At 50.0% G+C, this 5,466-nt stretch carries 6 protein-coding genes and 1 other RNA gene; 4 read left to right on the top strand and 3 right to left on the bottom strand.

Going from position 1 to position 5,466, the window contains the following annotated elements:
• From VIN66_RS15500 to VIN66_RS15490, 3 genes are all read right to left on the bottom strand, one after another.
• Positions 1-313: FAD-dependent oxidoreductase (locus tag VIN66_RS15500; protein ID WP_331924817.1), on the bottom strand; the 313-nt coding region annotated here is incomplete at its 3' end.
• A complete protein-coding gene (gene ubiH, locus VIN66_RS15495) occupies positions 314-1,498 on the bottom strand; it encodes a 2-octaprenyl-6-methoxyphenyl hydroxylase (RefSeq protein WP_331924816.1) in 1,185 nt (394 codons plus the stop codon).
• A complete protein-coding gene (locus tag VIN66_RS15490; RefSeq protein ID WP_331924815.1) occupies positions 1,498-2,079 on the bottom strand; it encodes a UPF0149 family protein in 582 nt (193 codons plus the stop codon). Before VIN66_RS15490 ends, ubiH begins: the two co-directional genes overlap by 1 nt.
• A gap of 195 nt (positions 2,080-2,274) precedes the next feature.
• Here VIN66_RS15490 and ssrS point away from each other — a divergent pair.
• The 4 genes from ssrS to serA all read left to right on the top strand — a co-directional run bounded on the left by ssrS (position 2,275) and on the right by serA (position 5,317).
• Positions 2,275-2,459: non-coding RNA, 6S RNA (gene ssrS / locus VIN66_RS15485), on the top strand.
• A gap of 63 nt (positions 2,460-2,522) precedes the next feature.
• Positions 2,523-3,116: a 5-formyltetrahydrofolate cyclo-ligase gene (locus tag VIN66_RS15480; protein WP_331924814.1), complete on the top strand. Its 594-nt coding sequence runs from the start codon at positions 2,523-2,525 to the stop codon at positions 3,114-3,116.
• 233 nt (positions 3,117-3,349) lie between these two features.
• The gene (gene rpiA / locus VIN66_RS15475) at positions 3,350-4,006 is read left to right on the top strand and encodes a ribose-5-phosphate isomerase RpiA (RefSeq protein ID WP_331924813.1); all 657 of its coding nucleotides are present in this window, start codon (positions 3,350-3,352) and stop codon (positions 4,004-4,006) included.
• A gap of 84 nt (positions 4,007-4,090) precedes the next feature.
• On the top strand, positions 4,091-5,317 hold the full coding sequence (gene serA, locus VIN66_RS15470; RefSeq protein WP_331924812.1) for a phosphoglycerate dehydrogenase: 1,227 nt from the start codon (positions 4,091-4,093) through the stop codon (positions 5,315-5,317).
• The last annotated feature ends 149 nt before the right edge of the window (positions 5,318-5,466 follow it).

Raw genomic sequence — 5,466 nt, 5'->3', positions numbered from 1 at the left:
AAATCCAGCCCAGCTGGCTTAAACGCTCTTGCCCGGCACTAAATTCGATGCGGCCAAAGCTGTCAGCGTCCCACACTTGCATCTGGTGATAAGCAGCAGCGGTTGCGGCGATAGCCGGCCAGGCGCCAATATGATCCAGTAGCCGCATTGATGCCAGATTGAGCGCACTGACTCTTTGGTGTTGCACCAACTGCTGGCTTGGCGCATTACCCTGCTCCAGCACAGTAATTTTCAGGCCCGTTGCTGCCAGTAACAACGCCAGTGTTAACCCGGCGCTACCTGCGCCAACAATCGTAATGTCGTTATTGTGCATTTAACTGCGATACCCCATAGCCTGCTCGGCCAAAGGCCGCTTTAATTCATCACATAATGTCATGGCCAGTAAGCCCATGTTACGAGCCAGCGCAAAGGTTCGCGACTTGTTAGAAAACAGCCGCACCAGCGCATCAGTAGCGTTACTTACGATCCCGATGTCATGCAGCCTTGCCTGCTGATAACGCCTTAACATAGCATAACCGCCAATATCATCCGTGGCGGCGGTTACTTGAGCAACCAGCTCAGCAATATCGCGCATAGCCAGGTTAAAACCCTGACCGGCAATCGGGTGTACGCTATGTAAACTGTTGCCCAATAGCGCTACGCGGTGGCGCACAACATCCGTACTTAAGCGTAAACTCAGCGGGTAGCAAGCACGCTTGCCGGTGGCATTAAATACACCGGCACGATAACCAAAAGCTTGCTGAATATGGGCGGTAAAGGCTGCATCGTCTAACTGCATCACTTGCTGCACTGCGTCATCAGCAACGGTATACACCAGCGAATAACGTTTATCCGGCAACGGCAGCAATGCAATCGGGCCGTGTTCGGTAAAGCGCTCCCAGGCGGTATGCTGATGGTTTTGTGGTAATGCCAGGTTGGCGATAATGGCATGCTGCTGATAGGGTTTTTCTGCTGTACTAAAACCCGCCAGCGCCCTGCTGGCTGATAAACCGCCTTCGGCAATGACCAACAGCTTACAGCTAAGTTCACGACCATCAGCCAGCGTAAGATGTTGCAGCTGTTGTTGCGGCGAAATATCACTTATCGTGGCGGGCGCGTAACGGGTCATACCGGTTTTAGTGGCAAGCTTGTCTGTTAACAAGGCACCCATGTGTTCAACTTCCAGCACATAACCCAGTGCGGGTTGCTGGTATTCTTCAGCGCTAAGCCGGGCCTTACCAAAGTGGCCGCGATCGGACACATTAATGGTGTTTATAGCGCAGGCGTTTTTCTCCAGCCCCTGCCATAGCCCCCACTGACGCAGTAAATCGACACTAGCGGCAGCGAGTGCAATGCTGCGGCTGTCAAAACTTACACTGCTTACTTGCTCGGGTTGTTGTTCAACTATGGCAACTTTAAGCTGTGGCTGCGCCTGTAACAGTGCCCAGGCTAACGTGCTACCAGCCATACCGCCACCGGCGATAACCAGGTCAAATAATTCGGGGGCCGTGTCTTTCATTAATGTAAGGTCTTATTGCTGACCGTTTTGGCACTGAATTTTTGCCCGACTTCGGTGTAACAGGCCAGCACCATAATGCGGATATGTTCCAGCACCAGAAAGTAGGCTTCATCGTTTTCTTCAGCACTACCATCGTCAGTGGTGTGAATATCTATCCGGGTCACTTCGGTCAGCTGGTCCAGTGCTTCGCGTACATCATCAGATACCAGCGATAAATCGGTTTGCTGCACAGCAAAACCGACCAGGAAAGCCTGAGTCCACTCCACCATGGCATCCAACCGCTCCGGCAGGCTGTCGTCATCGCTTGGTAACAGCATACTGAAACTAAAATCATTTTTTGCCAGTTCTTTCGCTGTCACTTCAATCAGGCTGACGACATACTGCTTAACCTCCTGGTTAAGTGCCTGGCCATCGTTCAGAAAATCCTGCAACACCGGCAGCAACAGCTTGGGTTCAGGCTCAACACCTGCGCTCAGTAAGCCGGCAACCAAACCATGCACCTCAGCAGCAGACGCCATCACATAGGCCTGATCCAGCTTGTACATCCACTCATCGTATGTCAGTAAAAATGGGCTGCTCATATAACTATTCGTGCTGTCATTAACTGCCTTTATGCTACCACCCCAGCTTAAAAGCGCCAACTTTCCTGTAGCAGTTTTGCTGATGGCATAAAGCGTAAACAAAAGTTGCTGCAAAACCATGCAACTAGCACCAAAACGGGCAAAACTGCGATGAATCGCCTTATAAGCTGATAATTGCAGTGTTATACTCTGTTCAGTTCTCTGGGTTGTTGGTGATCAGGTGGATGTCCCTGAGCCGATAATTGTTTTTACCAAGGGATTCTTCTGCACTACCAGTGTGCAAGCCCGGCCCGTACCGGGAAGCCTGAGGTGGTCATCTGACTCCCGCCTTGAACCTATGGTTCAAGGGCTAACACCAGACACGGCAATCTGGAGAACCCCTTTCATTCTGTTGCCATTCAGGCATACTGCAAAATAATTACCTGTTAGTGTTTTAGACCGCCGTGCACGATAATCAAAGTCAGCGCCAGCAATTACGTAAACTTATCCGCCAAAGGCGCCAGCAGCTTAGTCCTGAACAGCAACAACAGGCGGCCAATGATTTAGTCAGCCAGGCTTTAACCTTACCAGCGCTTAGCTACAGCCAGCACATTGCTTTGTATCTGGCCAATGATAGCGAGCTGGACACTTTTCCATTAATACAAACACTGTGGCAACAAGGTAAACAGCTGTATCTGCCAGTACTGCACCCTTTTGCCGGCGGTTACCTGTTGTTTGTGCGTTATGACAAAGACACGCTGCTGTACCCTAACCGCTTTGGTATACCCGAGCCGTTAGCAGAATGCCACCGGCTGCTGCCGGTGGACCAGCTGGATATCATTTTTACGCCTTTAGTGGCGTTTGATCTAAAAGGTAACCGCTTGGGGATGGGCGGCGGCTTTTATGATCGCACTTTGTCGCAGCTACCAGCAAAAAGCCGAAGTCAGGTTATCGGCCTGGCGCATAACTGCCAGCAGGTAGATGCAGTGCCAACCGATAGCTGGGATGTGCCGCTACAGCAGATTATTACGCCAGCAAAACATTGGGTGTTTAGCTGAAACTCAGTGCTGAGGTATTAAAAATCCGGCAACAATACCCGCTCTGGCTCGTCACAGCAACTCGCCCTCTTGCCTACGGCAGGGCTCAGACACTCTGTGACGACCAGATCGGGTTTCTGGCCTCTTTATTTGAACCAGCAAACAGTTTTCGCCTTTTTCCGCTTTTGCCCTTTTGTCGGCAGGGTCTTTCGATATAATATCCATCTGTATGGCTAAATGATTACGGACCTGTAATGACCCAAGATGAAATGAAAAAAAATGCTGCCTGGGCAGCGCTGGAATATATCCCCCGCCACACTGTCGTTGGCGTTGGCACCGGCTCAACGGTGAATCATTTTATCGACGCATTAGCCAGCATTAAAACTGAAATAAAAGGCGCGGTATCAAGCTCAGAGCAATCGACTGCCAGGCTAAAAGCACTTGGCATAGCGGTGCTGGATCTTAACGACATCGACAGCTTTAGTGTGTATGTTGATGGTGCCGACGAAATTAACGCACAAAAGCACATGATTAAAGGCGGTGGCGCTGCCCTTACCCGCGAAAAAATTGTTGCAGCAGTAGCAGAGCAGTTTATTTGTATTGTCGATAGCACTAAGCAGGTAGAGGTACTGGGTAAATTTCCGCTACCGGTAGAAGTTATCCCGATGGCGGCTAGCCATGTGGCAAGGCAACTGAGTAAATTAGGCGGTAGGCCGGTATTACGTCAGGGCGTGACCACCGACAATGGTAATGTGATCTTAGATGTCCATCAGCTTGCCATTACCGACCCTTTGCAGCTTGAGCAACAAATAAACAATATCGTTGGTGTGGTGTGCAACGGCATTTTTGCCCACCGCGCCGCTGATATGGTACTGGTTGGTACTGCCAGCGGTACCCAGGTTATCCGCTAACAGCGGGTTAAGAGGCCCACGAAAATACAATAATAATAACGATAACAATCTGATTTTATTTTTAATTTACTGAAGAGAAGTGACATGGAAAAATTTTCGCTGGCCAAAGACAAAATAAAAATACTGTTGCTGGAAGGCTTACATCAAAGCGCGGTGCAAACCTTTAAAAATCAGGGCTACAGCAATATCGAGTATCTAAAAACATCCCTGCCGGAAGATGAGCTGATTGAGCGGATTAAAGATGCGCATTTTATCGGCATCCGCTCGCGCACCCAGTTAACCGACAAAGTGCTGGATGCTGCAGGTAAGCTGGTGGCCATCGGCTGCTTTTGCATCGGTACTAATCAGGTTGATTTAACTGCAGCATTAAAGCGGGCTATTCCGGTATTTAATGCACCGTTTTCGAACACCCGCTCTGTAGCCGAGCTGGTATTGGGCCAGATTATTATGCTGTTACGCGGTATTCCGCAGCGTAACGCCGCTGCCCATCGTGGTGAGTGGCAAAAAACCGCTAATAACTCTTTTGAAGCCCGCGGCAAAACGCTGGGTATTATCGGTTACGGCCATATCGGCACTCAGCTTAGCATCATGGCCGAGAACATCGGCATGCGGGTACAGTTTTATGATATCGAAGACAAACTGGTGTTGGGTAACGCTACCCAGGTAGATTTCGGTACCCTGCTGAAAACCTCTGATGTTATCAGCCTGCATGTGCCCGAGACGGCACAAACACAAAATATGATTGGCGAAGCCGAACTGGCGCTGATGAAGCAAGGCAGCATTTTAATAAACGCCTCACGTGGCACTGTAGTGGATATTGACGCCCTGACCGGTGCGTTGCAAAGCAATAAACTGTCAGGCGCCGCTATTGACGTGTTTCCGGTAGAACCTAAAGGCAACGATGAAGAGTTTATTTCACCACTGCGTGCCTTTGACAACGTGATCCTGACACCACATATCGGCGGTTCAACTCAGGAAGCGCAGGAAAATATCGGCTTTGAAGTAGCCGGCAAGCTGGTGAAGTACAGCGACAACGGTTCAACGCTGTCAGCGGTTAATTTCCCGGAAGTATCGCTGCCAGAGCATAAAGGCCGCTCACGTTTATTGCATATCCACAAGAACCAGCCTGGCGTGCTGACTAAAATTAACGATGCATTTGCCAAGCACAACATCAACATTGCCGGTCAGTACCTGCAAACCAATGCTGATATTGGCTATGTGGTCATTGATATCGACTCTGACGATGTCGAACAGGCACTGAATGAGCTAAGAGCCATACCAGGTACGCTGCGCGCACGCGTGCTGCACTAAGCATCACCTGCAGATAGTAAAAATCCACCTCCATAGGAGGTGGCTTTGCGTTGGCCCCCTATAAGGGGGCTTAATTATTTTCTACATCCAGCCTTAATTGACGTTCCTCGTCTTCTCTGCCCACTTTATCCTGATGCCTGACATAGCGC

This window comes from Rheinheimera sp. (assembly GCF_036568245.1).
GTDB lineage: Bacteria > Pseudomonadota > Gammaproteobacteria > Enterobacterales > Alteromonadaceae > Alishewanella.
The sequence above is the reverse complement of the archived record's forward strand: the minus strand, read 5'-3'. Positions and strand labels throughout refer to the sequence as shown.

Bases quoted from the DNA above. Each gene is read 5' to 3' on its own strand.
- ubiH (WP_331924816.1), bottom strand. From the start codon at position 1,498: ATGAAAGACACGGCCCCCGAATTATTTGACCTGGTTATCGCCGGTGGC.
- VIN66_RS15490 (WP_331924815.1), bottom strand. From the start codon at position 2,079: ATGAGCAGCCCATTTTTACTGACATACGATGAGTGGATGTACAAGCTG.
- rpiA (WP_331924813.1), top strand. From the start codon at position 3,350: ATGACCCAAGATGAAATGAAAAAAAATGCTGCCTGGGCAGCGCTGGAA.
- serA (WP_331924812.1), top strand. From the start codon at position 4,091: ATGGAAAAATTTTCGCTGGCCAAAGACAAAATAAAAATACTGTTGCTG.